Consider the following 13980-nt stretch of genomic DNA (forward strand, 5'->3'; position numbering starts at 1 on the left):
TCATGGCCCAGACCGCTCCAGCGCGCAGGACGCTGCTTTATTCCCTTTACTGCGGTGTCAGCGCGCTGATTGCCCCCCTTGCCTGGCGCAAGGTGGCCGGCAAGCTGCGCGATTACGGCCTGCCGGAGGAACGGGTGCGCGAGCGCCTCGGCCATGCCTCCCTGCCCCGCCCCGCGGGGCGGCTGATCTGGTTCCACGCCGCCTCGGTCGGCGAAAGCCTGTCGGTGCTGACCCTGATTGCCCGCATGGGCGAACAAGATTCCGCAGCTGAGTTCCTGATCACCTCCGGCACGCCCACGTCCGCCGAACTGATCGCCAAACGGATGCCGCCGCGCTGCCGCCACCAGTTCCCGCCACTGGACACCGGTGCCGCGGTGGACCGCTTCCTGGCCCATTGGCAGCCCGATCTGGGGGTGTTCGTGGAAAGCGAATTGTGGCCGCAGATGCTTGTGCGCGCCCGCAAGACCGGCTGCCCGCTGGTGCTGCTGAACGCGCGCCTGTCGGACAAATCGGTGGCGGGCTGGACAAAGCGCCCGGACACCGCGCGCTACATTCTCGATCAATTCACCCTGCTGGTCACCCAGAACCAGAAAACCGCCGCCAACCTGCAGGCGATGGGGGCTGCTCCGGACCGCATCCGCCCCGGCAGCAACCTCAAGGCCGTTTCCGCGCCGCTGCCGGTCGATCAGGACGCCCTCGCCAAGGTGAGAGAGAGCATCGGCGGCCGCCCCGTCTGGATTGCCTCCTCCACCCACGACGGCGAGGAGGAAGCGGTGCTGGACGCGCATAAGGCGCTGCTGAAGCAGCACCCGGATCTCTGCCTGCTGCTCGCCCCCCGCCACCCGGAACGCGGCGATGCGGTTGAAAAGCTGATCAAGGACGCAGGGCTCAGCTGCGCCCGGCGCAGCAAGGGCGTGCTCCCCGGCACCCAGACCCAGGTCTACCTGGCCGACACGCTGGGCGAGGTCGGCACCTGGTACGCGCTCTGCCCGCTGGTGTTTCTGGGCGGCTCGCTGCGCGAGATAGGCGGCCACAACCCGTTTGAGCCGATGCAGGCCGGCGCCGCGGTGATCACCGGCACCGGCCACTACAATTTCGCCGAGACCTATGCCGAGCTGACCGCCCTTGGCGCCGCGGCGGAGGTGCGATCGGCTGCGGAGCTGGCAGAACAGGCTGCCAAGTGGCTGGAGCAGCCGGAAGCCTTTCAGGCCGCCCGCGATGCTGCCGGGCAGTTCATCTCCCGCCAGTCGGATCAATTGGACAAGACGGTGGACGCCCTGCTGGCGCTTCTGCCTGATAGGAGACCGTGATGGCACAGGTTGACGCCAACGAAATCGAAGTCATCGCGCCGAATTTCAAACGCCGCCTGTCCGGCGTCACATCCACCATCGTGCGGCTGGTGCCGCTGCAGCGCCAGCATATTGCCATCGCCACCGCAGGCAGCGGCCTGCCCGGGGAAATGCCGCATCTGTCGGCTACACAGCTCATCCTCATGCCCCGCAACGGCCCCGCAGGCGCCCGCGTCTGGCACGCCCGGCGCAATGTGGAAATGCTGGGCGGGCTGGCGCTCAAGTACCTCCTGGGCAAGCGGCTGAAGCTCTTGTTCACCTCCGCCTCGCAGCGGCATCACTCGGACTATACCAAGTGGCTGATCTCGCAGATGGACCGGGTGATCGCCACCTCGGCCAAGGGTGCGGCCTATCTGGAGAAGCCCGTGCAGGTGGTGCATCACGGAATCAACACCGAGGAGTTCTCCCCGCCCGCCGACAAATCGGCGCTGCGGCGCGAGCTGGGCCTGCCCGAAGACGCCATCCTGATCGGCTGCTACGGCCGGATCCGGGCCCAGAAAGGCACCGACGTCTTTGTCGACGCCATGCTGGAGGTGCTGAAGGCGCACCCCAAGGCGGTTGGCATCGTGATGGGCCGGGCCACTGAAAAACATGTGGCGTTTGAAAAGGGCCTGCGCGCCAAGGCCGAGACCGCGGGCCTCTCCGAGCGGCTGCTGTTTCCGCCGGAGGTCCCGGTCTGGGAGGTGTCCCGCTGGTATCAGGCGCTGGACCTTTACGTCGCGCCTCAGCGCTGGGAGGGCTTTGGCCTGACCCCGCTCGAAGCCATGTCCTGCGGCGTACCCGCCGTGGCCACCCGCGTCGGCGCCTTTGAAGAGCTGATCGCGCCGGGTGAAACCGGCCTGCTGATCGACCCGGGCGAGACCGGGCAGATGGTGCAGGCCATCCATGAGGTTCTGTCCACCGAAGGCCGGCTGGCGGAGTGGTCAGAGGCCGCCCGCAAACACGCCATGACCAATTTCGCGCTGGAAAAAGAAGCCGAAACGCTGGTCACTATCTACCGTGAATTGCTGGAGCACTGACCCCCGCGCCACAGCGCCACCCGATCCCTTTTCATCCGGCTGAAAATATCCTTCGGGGTGAATTGAGCCGCAGGCTCAAGAGGGGGCAGACAGCCCCCTCCCCTGTGTCAATCAAGCCGCCGGCATCCGCTGCTCGACGATCTCCGCCCACCAGCTGCAGCCTGCGGGAATGGCGTCGTCGTTGAAGTTGTACTCCGGGTGATGCACCATCGCGGTGTCGCCGTTGCCCATCAGGATGTAGGCGCCCGGGCGTTCTTCCAGCATGAAGGCGAAATCCTCGCCGCCCATCACCAGCGGCGCATCCCCGCAGGAGCCGGACACGCTGGCCGCCACCTTGGCAGCGAACTCGGTCTGCTCTTCATGGTTCACCATCACAGGATAGCCGCGGTGGTAGGTGACATCGGCAGTGCCGCCGAAGGTTGCTGCGATGCCGGTGCAGACCTCGTTGATCCGCTTCTCGGCCAGGTCGCGCATTTCCTTGGACATGGTACGCACGGTGCCCTTGATCTGCACCTTCTGCGGGATCACGTTGAACGCCTTGGAAGACGTCTCGAAGGAGGTCACGGAGACCACGATCTGATGCACCGGGTCGGCGTTGCGCGAGGCGATGGTCTGCAGCGCCAGCACCGCCTGTGCGGCCAGAACGGTGGTGTCGATGGTCTCATGCGGCTTGGCCGCATGGCCGCCGCGGCCTTCGAAGGTGATGTCGAACTGGTCGGTGGCGGCAAAGAAAGATCCCGGGCGGATGGCAAAGGAGCCCAGCGGCTGGCCCGGCCAGTTGTGCAGGCCATAGACCTCCTGCACACCCCAGCGGTCCATCAGGCCGTCGTCGCACATCACCTTGGCGCCGCCGCCGCCCTCTTCGGCGGGCTGGAAGATCACCACCACGGTGCCGTCGAAATTGCGGGTCTCCGACAGGTACTTGGCGGCGCCCAGCAGCATTGCGGTGTGGCCGTCATGGCCGCAGGCGTGCATCGCGCCCGGCGTCTTGGAGGCATACTCCAGCCCGGTCTGCTCATGGATCGGCAGCGCGTCCATGTCGGCGCGCAGGCCGATCACTTTGCCGGAGGTGTCCGCCTTGCCCTTGATCACCCCGACAACGCCGGTGCGGCCGATGCCGGTCACCACCTCGTCGCAGCCGAATTCCTGCAGCTTCTCCGCCACCAGCGCGCTGGTGCGGTGGGTTTCGAACAGGATTTCCGGGTTTTCGTGGATGTCACGGCGCCAGGCGGTGATTTCATCCTGCAGTTCGGCAAAGCGGTTCTTGACCGGCATTTCTCACTCCTTTGGTTGTCTGTCCCCCGCAGCCTCAGGCCGCGGGCATTCTTCGTTCCACCAGCTCGGCAAACCAGCTGCATCCTAGCGGGATCGCTTCGTCGTCAAAGACATAGGCCGGGTGGTGGCACATCTGGGTGTCTCCGTTGCCGAGGAAGATATAGGCGCCGGGGCGTTGCTCCAGCATGTAGGAGAAATCCTCGGACGGCATGATCGGCGGCGTCTCAGTGTCGACCTTGGCAGAGACCGCCTGCGCCGCCTCCACTGCATGGGCGGTGCCGTTTTCATCATTGATTGTAACGGGATAGCCCGGAAGCCATTCGACCTCCGCCGTGGCGCCGAAGGCTGCGGCGGTGCTTTCGGCGACCCGGCGCACCCAGTCCTCGGCCTGGGCACGGTATTCCGGGTCCAGCGTGCGCACGGTGCCCTGCAGCTTGGCGGTGTGGGCAATCACGTTCGACGCCGTGCTGTCGGTCTCGAAGGTGCCGACGGTCAGCACCACCCGTTTCACCGGGTCCACGTTGCGCGACACGATTGAGTGCAGCGAGACCACGATCTGCGACGCCGCCAGCGTGGTGTCGATCGCCTCATGCGGGGCGGCGGCGTGGCCGCCCTTGCCGGTGACGGTGATGTTGAATTCGTCGGACGAGGCCATCAGCGGACCGGGGCGGATGGCAAATTCGCCCACCGGCAGGCCGGGCATGTTGTGCAGGCCGTAAACCTCCTGGATGCCCCAGCGGTCCATCAGCCCGTCGTCGCACATCGCCTTGCCACCGGCGCCGCCCTCCTCGGCCGGCTGGAAGATCAGAACGGCCTTGCCGTCGAAATTGCGTGTCTCCGCAAGGTACTTAGCCGCGCCCAGCAGGATCGAGGTGTGGCCGTCGTGGCCGCAGGCGTGCATCACGCCGGGCGTCTTGGAGGCATAGTCCACACCGGAGGCTTCGGGGATCGGAAGCGCGTCCATGTCAGCGCGCAGGCCGATAGCGCGGCCCGTCGTGTTGGTCTTGCCCTCGATCACCGCCACCACGCCGGTCCGGCCGACGCCAGTGGTGATATCGGTGATGCCGAATTCCTTGAGCCGCTCCACCACAAAGGCGGCGGTCTCATGCACCTCGTACATCAGTTCGGGGTTCTCGTGCAGATGATGGCGCCAGGCGGTGATCTCCTGGTGCATCTCGGCAAAGCGGTTCTTGGCCGGCATATTCCCCTCCCCTTTACTGTTTCAGGTTCCGTTACGGCAAACTGTCCGCGAAAAAACTTAGCTTCGCAAGTATCCGGGGCCGTTTGGACGTGGCGGAACCCGTCAGAGCGGGGGTGACATGCGTGCACCCCCTGTGCACCACCCGTACACCCCTTGGCACCAATCTGAGCACGAAACGCGCGGTTTCAAGGCAGAGGGAAGTATCCCCCCAGCTTCTCCACCAGCTTGCGCATGAAGTCGTGGCCCGCGTCGAACTGGGCGACCGTGATGTACTCGTTGGGCTGATGCGCCTGCGCGATGTCTCCGGGGCCGCAAATCACCGCGGAGTATCCCGCCTGCTGGAACTGGCCCGCTTCGGTGCCGTAGCTGACCACATGGGAGCCATTGTCGCCAGTCACCCGGCGCACCAGCGCCTCGGCCTCGCCATTCTGTTCCGGCACCAGCCCCGGCACGTCGAAGTGCTTGGACACATCAATGCGGGCATCCGGGTGGATGGCCTGCATGTCTGCTTCCACCTCGCGCACCTTTTGCAGATAGGCAGCCTCCCAGTCACCGGGGCTCTCTCCCGGCACCACCCGGAAGTCCATCATGAACCGGCAGTCCTTGGCGGTGATGTTATGAGCGGTGCCGCCCTCGATCATGCCGACGTGACAGGTCGTCCAGGGCGGGGTGAACATCGCCTGCACCTCGCCGGGCTCCTTGGCCATGTTCGCGGAGTTCTGCTGGTTGGCCCAGTCGATCAGTTTCGCGCCCTGCATGATGGCGCTGACGCCGGTGTGCATGAGCGAGGAATGCACCTCGAACCCGACCAAATGCGTGGCAAAGCCAGTGCCGCCCTTGTGGCCGGTGACAGCCTGCATCATCGAAGGTTCCCCGACGATTACCGCGGAGCCCTTAGGCAGCACCTGCTGCATCGCCTCGATCATCGGCGGCGCGCCGGTGCAGCCGATCTCCTCGTCAAAACTCAGCGCCAATTGCAGCGGGCGGATGACGCCTTGGGTGTGCGCCTCGACCAGCGCCCAGATGGCGAGGGCGTCAAAGCCTTTCATGTCGCAGGTGCCGCGGCCGAAATATTTGCCGTCCTTCTCCACCACCGTGAAGGGATCGGTGTCCCATGGCTGGCCGTCCACCGGCACCACATCGGTATGGCCCGACAGCACCACGGCGCCCTCTTCCCAAGGCCCGACATGGGCAAAGACGGCGGCCTTGTGCGGCTGCTCCGGGTCCACCCAGCGGTGGCTTTCGATACCGTGCGAGGACAAGTATTCCTGCACCCAGTCCACCAGCGGCAGGTTGGTGTCCCGGCTCACCGTCGGGAAAGAGATCAGCTTTGCCATGATCTCCAGCGGGGTCAGTTTTGCGGCCATGCCTCAGTACCCGCTGTCGGTGGTCAGCACGAAATGGCCGGGTTCCAGCTCCATGTATTCCGACGGTGCCGGCTCATAGCCGACTTCGTGGATCGGTGACGGAATCGGTTTGAAGTTCAGTTCCTTCTCCGACTTGCGCTGGCGCGGGTCGGCGATCGGCACCGCCTTCATCAGCGCCTGGGTATAGGCGTGCAGCGGGTTTTCAAAGACGCGCTCACGCGGGCCGATTTCAACGATGCGGCCCAGGTACATGACGCCGACCTGGTGGCTGACACGCTCCACCACCGCCATGTCGTGGCTGATGAACAGGAAGGAGAGGCCCAGTTCCGCCTGAAGCTCCATCATCAGGTTCAGAACCTGCGCCTGCACCGACACGTCGAGCGCCGAGACGGCCTCGTCCGCGACAATCAGCTTGGGGTTCAGTGCCAGCGCGCGGGCGATGGCGATCCGCTGGCGCTGGCCGCCGGACATCTCGTGCGGGTAGCGGCGCATGAAGCTGCGCGGCAGATGGACGCGGTCAAACAGGCTGGCGACCCGGTCGTGCAGCTCGGAGCCGGAAGCCAGGCCGTAGTTCCGGATCGGTTCCGCCACCTGGTCGATCAGCTGCATCTGCGGGTTCAGGGAGGCAAACGGATCCTGGAAGATCATCTGCATGTCCTGCCGCGCCTTGTGCATTTCGGACGGGCTGAACTGCAGCACATCACGGCCTTCGAAGTTCACCTTGCCCGACTGCGGCTCCACCAGCCGCAGGATCGAGCGGCCCGCAGAGGATTTGCCGCAGCCGGATTCGCCGACCAGCGACAGGGTCTGGCCCTTGAACACCTTGAAGGACACGTCCTCCACCGCGTGCACGTTGGAGATGGTGCGGCGCAACAGGCCGCCCTTGACCGGGAAACGGGTGGTCAGGTTCTGCACGTCCAAGAGCACCTCTTCGGTGCCCTTGATCGGCTCGATCTTCTGGTCCTCGACCCCCATCAGCTTCATCGGTTCGGGATAGTGCTTGCCGCGCATCTCGCCCAGCTTCGGCACCGCGGCCAGCAGCGCCTTGGTGTAATCGTGCTTGGGGTTTTCGAAGATTTCCTCGACGGTGCCTTCCTCAACCTTGTTGCCGCGGAACATGACGACGACGCGGTCGGCCATCTGGGCCACCACCGCCATGTCGTGGGTGATGAACATCACCGCGGTGCCGGTCTCGCGCTTGAGCCGGTCCATCAGCGCCAGGATCTCCGCCTGGATGGTCACGTCGAGCGCAGTGGTGGGCTCATCCGCGATCAAGAGCCGCGGCTCGCAGGCCATTGCCATGGCGATCACAACCCGCTGGCGCATGCCGCCCGACAGCTCGTGCGGGTATTGCTTCAGGCGGCGTTCCGGTTCCGGGATGCGGACCTGGCGCAGAAGCTCCAGCGCCCGTTCCTCGGCCTGGGACTTGGACATGTTCTTGTGAATGCGCAGGCCTTCGGTCAGCTGGCGGCCGACGGTGAACACCGGATTGAGCGCGGTCATCGGCTCCTGGAAGATCATGCCGATCTCGTTGCCGCGAATCTGCTTCATCATCTCCTGCTCGGAGTCTGCCAGATTCGTCTCGCCGCCCTCGCGCCGGTTGAACAGCAGCTCGCCACCGGCGATCTCGCCGCCGCCGAACTCCACCAGCCGCATCAGCGACAGCGAGGACACCGACTTGCCGGAGCCGGATTCGCCAACGATACAAACGGTTTCGCCGGGGCTGACATCAAAAGACACATCCTCGACGCCGACAACCGGGCCGTCCTTGGTCTGAAACTCCACCCGCAGATTTTTTATGGACGCAATGGCGTTGTCCAGCATGACGGCTCCCTGTTTTTCTTGCCTGGCCCGCCGGAAAAGGCGGTCTCAGGTTCTGGAGTAAACTCTACTTTCTTCAAAAATGCTCATGCAAATAATGCATGAGCCCTTCGAAATTGGAATTTGCAATTTCCCGGCAAAAACGTTTCGATACACCTGTGGTTGCCTGCAGGCTGTCACGCGCCGGTGCGCCCGGCAAGGTATTAAGGGTTTATAGTTCCAGCGTTTTCCCAGTGCCTGCAGGCCCAGAGCGACACTTCCGCAGCAATGCGGCAACCCTCCGGACCGAAACCGGCCCGGCCAACAAAAAGACACGAAACGTGTCCGACAAGGAGAGTGTGATGAAACTGAAATCCCTATTGATGGGTGCTGTTGCCACGGCCTCGCTGGCGCCTGCGGCCTTTGCCGAGCGCGGGTCCGACGGCCAGGTCAACATCATTTACTGGCAGGCGCCGTCGATCCTGAACCCGTTCCTGTCGAGCGGCACCAAGGACGTGCAGTCGGCCTCGCTGGTGATCGAGCCGCTGGCGCGCTACGACCCGGAAGGCAACATGATCCCCTATCTGGCGTCGGAAATCCCGACCGTCGAGAACGGCGGCGTCAGCGAGGACCTGACCTCGATCACCTGGAAGGTCGCGCCGGGCATCAAGTGGTCCGACGGCACCGACTTCACCGCCCATGACGTGAAGTTCACCGCCGATTACTGCATGCATCCCGAAGGCGGCTGCGCCCAGCTGACCAAGTTCCAGGGCGTCACCAATGTCGAGGTGGTGGACGATCTGACCGTCAAGGTCACCTTCGACAAGCCGACCCCGTTCCCCTATGGCCCGTTTGTCGGCGGCGAAAGCCCGATCCTGCAAAAGGCCCAGTTCGAGAACTGCATGGGCGCCAAGGCGCCGGAATGCACAGAGGCCAACTTCGGCCCGATCGGCACCGGCCCGTTTGTGGTGGATGAATTCAAGCCGAACGACGTGATCACCATGTCGGCCAACCAGAACTACCGCGACCCGGCCAAGCCGGCCTTTGCCAAGGTGCTGTTCAAGGGCGGCGGTGACGCAACCGCGGCCGGGCGCGCCGTGATGGAAACCGGCGAGTTCGACTATGCCTGGAACCTGCAGCTGGCGCCGGAAGTGATCGCGCAGATGGAAGCAGGCGGCAAGGGCAAGCCGGTTGCGGGCTTCGGCTCGCTGGTGGAACGCATCATGCTGAACCAGACAGACCCGTCGCCGGAGCTGCCGGAAGGCGAGCGCGCCACCGCCAAGCATCCGCACCCGTTCCTGAAGGACCCGGCGGTCTACAAGGCGATGTCGATGGCCATCGACCGTCCGCTGCTGGTGGAAATCGGTTATGGCAAGGCCGGCGCTGTCAGCTGCAACTGGGTGCCCGCGCCTGCGGCATTCGCCTCCGACACCTTTGACTGCTCCACCCAGGACATCGAAGGCGCCAAGGCGATGCTGGAAGAGGCCGGCTACAAGGACACCAATGGCGACGGCGTGCGGGAGACCCCGGACGGCAAGCCGATGAAGATTCTGTACCAGACCTCGACCAACGCCGTCCGCCAGGATTTCCAGGCGCTGATCAAAGAGTGGTGGAGCCAGATCGGCATCGAGACCGAGCTGCGCAACATCAACGCGTCCGTCTTCTTCGGCGGCGACCCGGGCTCGCCCGACACCTTCCAGCGCTTCTATGCTGACGTCGAGATGTACGCCAACAACTTCGACGGCACCGACCCGCAGTCCTACCTGGGCAACGGCCTGTGCGACAAGGCACCGCGTCCGGAAACCCAGTGGCAGGGGGAGAACATCTCGCGCTTCTGCAACGAGGAGTTCGATCAGTTGCACGCCGAGCTGGCCAAGACCGCCGGCCTGGAAGCGCGCGCCGAGATCGGCCGCCGCCTGAACGACATCATGGTTGAAAACGGCGGCATGATCCCGCTGGTGCACCGCGGCCGCCTGTCGGCGCATTCCAACACCCTGGGCGGTGTCGACCTGAACGTCTGGGACAGCGAGCTGTGGAACGCAGCTGACTGGTACCGCATCAAGTAAGCCTGGCTTGCTTCCCGGGGCCCCGGCACATGCCGGGGCCTCTTGCCATCTGCCAGAGCTGCCGTGCAGCGCTGCGCAAGGCTGGACGCGGGGCCCCTCCCCGCCTGTTCCGAATTCAATACAAGTTGCAAAGGCGCTTAGCAGATGCTGACCTTTACAATCCGGCGGCTGATCCTGGCAGTTCCGACACTGCTGTTCATCAGCCTCGTGATCTTCCTGCTCCTGGAGCTCGCCCCCGGCGACCCGATGGCGCAGGTTCCCCTGACCGTCCCCGCCGAAGTCAAAGAAAAGATGCGCCTGGCCCTGGGCCTGGGCGAACCGATGCATATCCGGTTCTGGAAATGGCTGGTGCAGTTCTTCTGGATCGAGCCGCAGGTTCTGATCGATAATATCTTCGGCACCAGCCTCGCTGAAGGGCAGCTGCGGGTGATCTCCTGGCAGACCCGCTCGCCGGTGATGGACATCGTGGTGCAGCGCATCCCGCAGACCCTGTGGGTGGTCGGCACCGCCTATGTGGTCGCCATCCTGATCGCGCTGCCGATCGGCATCTACTCCGCCTACCGCCAGTACAGTTGGTTCGACCAGATGGGCACCTTCGTGTCGATGGTCGGCTTCTCGGTGCCGCCGTTCTTCTCCGGCGTGCTGGTGATCGTGATCTTCTCGGTGCAGCTGGGCTGGTTCCCGTCGATCTATGACACCACCCATGTGGTCGACAGCTGGGACGCCTTTGTCTACCAGCTGAAGCAGATGATCATGCCGGTGATGGTGCTGGCGCTGCAGATCACCGCGCAGCTCTCCCGCTTCATGCGCGCCTCGATGCTGGACAACCTCAACCAGGATTATGTCCGCACCGCCCGCGCCAAGGGCCTCAGCGAATATGTGGTGGTGATGGTCCACGTGCTCAGGAACTCGATGATCCCGGTGGTCACGGTGATTGCCCTGGGGATCCCGTCGATCTTCGGCGGCGCCATCATCACCGAACAGGTGTTCAAGGTGAACGGCATCGGCCAGCTGCTGATCGGCGCCATCCAGGCCAACGACCTGCCGATGGTGCAGACGCTCACCTTCATCTTTGCGGTGCTGATCGTGCTGTTCAACCTGATCGCCGACGTGCTGTACGGCATTCTTGACCCGAGGATCCGCTATGACTGACAAGGAACGCTTTGTGCCGGATGAAGGCATGGCACCGGCTTCGACCGCGGTTCCGGGCGCCGGGCAGCTGGAAGAGCTGCACAACCCGCCGCGCAGCCAGTGGCTGGACGTCTGGGACCAGTTCAAGTCCCACCGCGGCGCGCTGATGGGCGGGGCGCTGTTCCTGCTGATCATCCTGGCGGTCTATGCCGGCCCGCTGGTGTGGGACCTCGAAGCCACCAAGATCGACATCCGCGCCCGCAACCAGGGCCCCAGCTTCGCGCATCCCTTCGGCACCGACCAGCTGGGCCGCGACATGCTGGCCCGGATGATGGCGGGCGGCGCGACCTCGGTCTCCGTCGGGCTGACGGCGATGCTGCTGGCGCTGGTCCTGGGCTCCTTCATCGGGGTGATGGCCGGTTTCTTCAAGAAGCTGGACGGACCGCTGATGCGCCTGACCGACCTGTTCCTGGCGCTGCCGCTCTTGCCGCTGCTGCTGGTGATGATGCTGTTGTTCCGCGAGCCGCTGAACGCGGCCTTCGGGCCGGAACAGGGGATCTTCATCCTGATCGTGTTCTCGATCGGGGTGACCAGCTGGATGCCCACCGCCCGGATCGTGCGCGGCGACGTGCTGGCGCTGAAGGAGCGCGAGTTCGTGATGGCGGCGCGCTCCATCGGCACCACCAACCAGAAGCTGATCACCCGGCATATCCTGCCCAACGTGCTGTCGCCGATCATGGTCTCGGCCACGCTGGGGATTGCCACCGCGATCATCACCGAGTCGTCGCTCTCTTTCCTCGGCCTCGGCTTCCCGCCGGATTTCCCGACCTGGGGACGGCTGCTGTTTGATGCCACCGATTACCTGCAGCAGTATCCTGAGCGGGTGTTCTGGCCCGGCATGGCGATCTCGCTGACGGTGCTGAGCGTGAACTACCTGGGCGACGGCCTGCGCGACGCGCTGGACCCGCGGATCCGGGGCCGCTGAGCAGGCACTTTAGAAAGGCAAAGGGCCGTCCCATCGGGCGGCCCTTTCCTTTTGCACTGCCGCGGCAGCGCTCAGTGCAGCTTTTTCCGGATCCGCTGGATACCCAGCCACACCAGCCCGATGACCGGCAGGGTGACCGCGGCGATCAGCACCTTCTTGGTCATCCCGTAGCGTTCGGCCAGCGGGAACAGGAAGTCGGAAACCAGTGAAATCGCGTAGTAGCTGACGGCCACCACCGACAGGCCTTCGACCGTGTGCTGCAAGCGCAGCGCGATATCGGCGCGCCGGTCCATGCTCGCGAGCAGAGCCTGGTTCTGGGCAGAACGCTCCACATCGACCCGCGTCCGCAAGAGCTCCCCCGCCCGGCGCGCCCGGCTGGCGAGCGTATCCAGCCGCTTCTCGGTGGAGTTCACCGTCCGCATCGCAGGCTCGAACCGGCGCAGCATGAATTCGGCAAAGGTCTGGAACCCCTCGTGGCGTTCCTCCCGCAGCAGGCTGATGCGCTGGCTGACCAGCGCGTCATAGGCGCCGGTGGCCCCGAAGCGGAAGGCGGATTGCGCGGCCATTGCCTCCAGCTCAGCCGAGACCGCCAGCAGCTGGGTCAGGATCTCCTCTGCTGGTTTGGTGCCGCTTGTCATCTCCGCCATCATCTCGCTGAGGCGGCTGTCGAGTTTCCCGATCACCGGCGACAGCCCGCGGGCGCGGGAGAAGCCCAGCATCGACATCGCCCGGTAGGTCTCGATCTCGCAGAGCCGCTGAACGATCCTGCCCACCCGCTGGCTGCCGGTATCGGCATTGGGGAAGATCGCAAAGCGCACATGGCCCGCCGGGTCGATGCGGAAATCGCCAGCCACCACGGCGCTGTCGTCCAGCACCTGCGAGGCGGTCAGGCTTTCCGGCACGAACCACTCGTGCATGGTGGCCTTCAGCACCGCAGGCGCGGCCCGCGGCACCACCCGGATCAGCGCCGAGGTGATCCGCTGGCCCGGCGCCTCCGCCAGCCAATCGGCGGGGAAGACGTCAAAATCCGCCGGATCGAAGGCGCGCGCGCTGACCCCGTCGTTATAGACGGTGTAGCTGACGAACTCGGTGTGCTGCTCCCACTTCAGCATGTGGCGGCCGATCTGGGCAGTGTGGTGGGTCGCCCCCGGTTTGGGGTGCGGCGCGCCGTGGCGGTCCAGCAGCTGAATCAGATGCTGCATGTCCTGCATCCGGTCGCGGTGCACCGCCTCCTGCGGCTGCTTCACCGCCAGATAGGCCACCGTGCAGGGGCAGGTCATGGTCGGGAACGGGCGGGCGTGCAGCTCATTGGTCAGCTGATAGCGCAGCGGGTGATCCTGGATCGGCGGCATTCTTGGTCTCCGGAGCAATGCCGCGGACCATACTGCAGCCGGAAAAACATGTACAGAAATGTTTTATTTCAAAGCGTTAGCAGAATGCAACGGTATACAAAACCACCCAGGAACGACCCCAAAGAAGCAAAAAAGGCGCCCCTGAAGGAGCGCCTTTTCTCTTGGTTTGCTGTCCCGCCTACTGGACCAGGCCCAGCAGCGTATCGAGGCTCTGTTTCGCGTCGCCGTAGAACATGCGGGTGTTTTCCTTGAAGAACAGCGGGTTCTCGATGCCGGAATAGCCCGTGCCCTGGCCGCGCTTGGAGACGAACACCTGTTTCGCCTTCCAGCATTCCAGCACCGGCATGCCGGCGATCGGCGAGTTGGGGTCCTCCTGCGCCGCCGGGTTGACGATGTCGTTGGAGCCGATGACGATCGCCACATCCGTTTCCGGGA

At 64.6% G+C, this 13980-nt stretch carries 11 protein-coding genes; 5 read left to right on the top strand and 6 right to left on the bottom strand.

What is annotated here, in order from left to right:
• Window positions 1–2: 2 nt before the first annotated feature.
• Window positions 3–1310 carry a 3-deoxy-D-manno-octulosonic acid transferase gene (locus tag AB1A62_RS03650; protein ID WP_366659976.1) on the top strand — a complete coding sequence of 436 codons (1308 nt, stop codon included), beginning with the start codon at window positions 3–5 and terminating at the stop codon, window positions 1308–1310.
• Entirely contained in the window at window positions 1310–2368 is a 1059-nt protein-coding gene (locus AB1A62_RS03655; protein ID WP_366659977.1) for a glycosyltransferase family 4 protein, read from the top strand. Before AB1A62_RS03650 ends, AB1A62_RS03655 begins: the two co-directional genes overlap by 1 nt.
• A 111-nt stretch (window positions 2369–2479) precedes the next feature.
• Here AB1A62_RS03655 and AB1A62_RS03660 read toward each other — a convergent pair whose 3' ends face one another.
• The 4 genes from AB1A62_RS03660 to AB1A62_RS03675 form a co-directional block, all read right to left on the bottom strand.
• Window positions 2480–3643 carry a M20 aminoacylase family protein gene (locus AB1A62_RS03660; RefSeq protein WP_366659979.1) on the bottom strand — a complete coding sequence of 388 codons (1164 nt, stop codon included), beginning with the start codon at window positions 3641–3643 and terminating at the stop codon, window positions 2480–2482.
• A 34-nt stretch (window positions 3644–3677) separates the two neighbouring features.
• Window positions 3678–4844, bottom strand: coding sequence for a M20 aminoacylase family protein (locus tag AB1A62_RS03665; protein WP_366659980.1), 1167 nt, complete (start codon window positions 4842–4844; stop codon window positions 3678–3680).
• 185 nt (window positions 4845–5029) lie between these two features.
• Window positions 5030–6211, bottom strand: coding sequence for an acetylornithine deacetylase (argE, locus tag AB1A62_RS03670; RefSeq protein ID WP_366659981.1), 1182 nt, complete (start codon window positions 6209–6211; stop codon window positions 5030–5032).
• A gap of 3 nt (window positions 6212–6214) precedes the next feature.
• Complete coding sequence (locus AB1A62_RS03675) at window positions 6215–8035, bottom strand: ABC transporter ATP-binding protein (protein ID WP_366659983.1); 1821 nt, start codon at window positions 8033–8035, stop codon at window positions 6215–6217.
• A gap of 338 nt (window positions 8036–8373) precedes the next feature.
• Here AB1A62_RS03675 and AB1A62_RS03680 point away from each other — a divergent pair, with 338 nt between their 5' ends.
• The 3 genes from AB1A62_RS03680 to AB1A62_RS03690 all read left to right on the top strand — a co-directional run bounded on the left by AB1A62_RS03680 (window position 8374) and on the right by AB1A62_RS03690 (window position 12193).
• Window positions 8374–10077: a peptide ABC transporter substrate-binding protein gene (locus AB1A62_RS03680; protein ID WP_366659984.1), complete on the top strand. Its 1704-nt coding sequence runs from the start codon at window positions 8374–8376 to the stop codon at window positions 10075–10077.
• A 144-nt stretch (window positions 10078–10221) separates the two neighbouring features.
• The gene (locus AB1A62_RS03685) at window positions 10222–11229 is read left to right on the top strand and encodes an ABC transporter permease (RefSeq protein WP_222475008.1); all 1008 of its coding nucleotides are present in this window, start codon (window positions 10222–10224) and stop codon (window positions 11227–11229) included.
• Window positions 11222–12193, top strand: coding sequence for an ABC transporter permease (locus AB1A62_RS03690; protein WP_366659986.1), 972 nt, complete (start codon window positions 11222–11224; stop codon window positions 12191–12193). Before AB1A62_RS03685 ends, AB1A62_RS03690 begins: the two co-directional genes overlap by 8 nt.
• A 71-nt stretch (window positions 12194–12264) precedes the next feature.
• Here the strand turns inward: AB1A62_RS03690 and AB1A62_RS03695 are convergent, their stop codons facing one another.
• Together AB1A62_RS03695 and AB1A62_RS03700 are read right to left on the bottom strand one after the other, a co-directional pair.
• Entirely contained in the window at window positions 12265–13545 is a 1281-nt protein-coding gene (locus tag AB1A62_RS03695; protein ID WP_366659987.1) for a DUF3422 domain-containing protein, read from the bottom strand.
• A 178-nt stretch (window positions 13546–13723) separates the two neighbouring features.
• Window positions 13724–13980 (bottom strand): NAD(P)(+) transhydrogenase (Re/Si-specific) subunit beta (locus AB1A62_RS03700; protein WP_366659988.1); only part of this gene is annotated, 257 nt, incomplete at its 5' end.

Origin of the sequence: Leisingera sp. JC11 (genome assembly GCF_040704725.1) — a bacterium.
Taxonomy (GTDB): domain Bacteria; phylum Pseudomonadota; class Alphaproteobacteria; order Rhodobacterales; family Rhodobacteraceae; genus Leisingera.